Here is a 1,717-nt window from a genome sequence, read left to right on the forward strand (position 1 = left end):
CTAGAGAGGCAGTCCAGTAGAAGTAGTTGACAAAAAATACAGTTTCTGCTGATGCTGATTTATAAGTAAATGTGATACCAGGAGTACATAGCTATGCGTCCACCCGTTTGGAATCCTCCCATCGAACTGTTGGCAAGTGAAAAAAAAGTCGCTCAACGCATTCGTAAAGCGAAGCTGTTCCTCTTCTTGAGGGAAATACGCCATGAGTTATTTGATGACCAATTTCAACAGGAACTAGCCAAAGTATTTAAAGACAGTAGCGTGGGCTTATGCCCAGTGCCACCGGCCCAGATAGCACTTGCGATCATATTACAAGCTTATACGGGAGTAAGTGATGATGAAGCTATAGAAGCAATGGTAATGGACAGACGGTGGCAGTTAGTTTTAGATTGCCTGGATAGGGAGCAAGCACCTTTTGGTAAAGGTACGCTAGTGAGGTTTCGCGCAGCCTTAATTGCCTGTGAAGGAGACCGAATGTTAATAGAGAGAACGATTGAAATGGCTCAAATGCGTCAGGGTTATAATTCTCGCACATTAAGAGCAGCACTTGATTCAAGTCCGCTATGGGGAGCAGCACGGGTAGAAGACACTTATAATCTTTTAGGTCACGCGCTGCGCAAAGCTTTAGAGATTATAGCTCGCGACCAGAAACAGGATTTATCTACTATTGCATCACAAGCAGGAGCAGATATAGTAGCCGGAAGCAGCTTAAAAGCGACTTTAGATTTAGATTGGGACGACCCAAAGCAAAAAGTACAAGCATTAACAACGATACTAGAAACACTTAACAATGTTGAGTCTTGGGTGAGCGGGCGAACTGACCTGAATGCAACAGCAGTAACTCAAGCACAACAAAGCATTGAGGATGCACGAATAATCGAAGCACAGGATATTGAGGAGGGCTCAAATGGTTGCCCAAAGCTCCGTAAGGGTGTAGCACGAAATCGTCGTATTTCAATTGAAGATCAAGATATGCGTCATGGACGTAAGAGCAGTAATCAACGTTTTAACGGTTATAAGCGCCATGTTCTTAAAGATTTAGATTTAGGCCTGGTGCGAGCCGTTGGAGTCACCAGCGCCAATCAACCTGAAGCCGAAGTTACAGTATCAATTGAAACTGACCTACAATCCCAAAAAGTCAAGTTAAAAGAATTACAAATTGATCGCGCATATTTAACTAGCCACTTCGTTAAACAACGTGACACTGATTTAACAATTATCTGTAAATCATGGCGAGTGCGAAACGGTAAACTCTTTGACAAAACAGCGTTTGTCTTAGATTGGGAGAACTCTAAAATTATTTGTCCAAATGGAATAAACTTACCTTTTTTGCAAGGACAAGTAGTTCATTTTTCTAAAGATGAATGTAATATTTGTCCTCTGCGTTCACAATGTACGGAAAGTAAAAATGGTCGTAGCGTTTCGATTCATGCTGACGAATTATTATTAAAAGAATTAAGAGAGCGCCAAAAAACAGTCCAAGGAAGAGCTAAACTCCGTGAACGTGTTTCAGTTGAACATTGTTTAGCTAAAATCGGGCAATGGCAAGGGGAACAGGCTCGTTACATCGGGCTACGGAAGAATCTTTTTGATTTACGACGTATGGCGGTTGTTCATAATCTTCATGTTTTGGCTAAAATGCTACTTATGAACCCAATAGAGACGACAGCATAATTATATTGGTTTGTCAACTACTTCTACTGGACTGGCTCTCTAG

The 1,717-nt window shown here is 41.7% G+C and carries 1 protein-coding gene; it reads left to right on the forward strand.

What is annotated here, in order from left to right; translation table 11 throughout:
* Positions 1–93 precede the first annotated feature (93 nt).
* A complete protein-coding gene (locus QUB08_RS31815; RefSeq protein WP_333230270.1) occupies positions 94–1,674 on the forward strand; it encodes an IS1182 family transposase in 1,581 nt (526 codons plus the stop codon).
* The last annotated feature ends 43 nt before the right edge of the window (positions 1,675–1,717 follow it).

The sequence above is a fragment of the Microcoleus sp. BR0-C5 genome (genome assembly GCF_036705045.1).
GTDB lineage: Bacteria > Cyanobacteriota > Cyanobacteriia > Cyanobacteriales > Microcoleaceae > Microcoleus.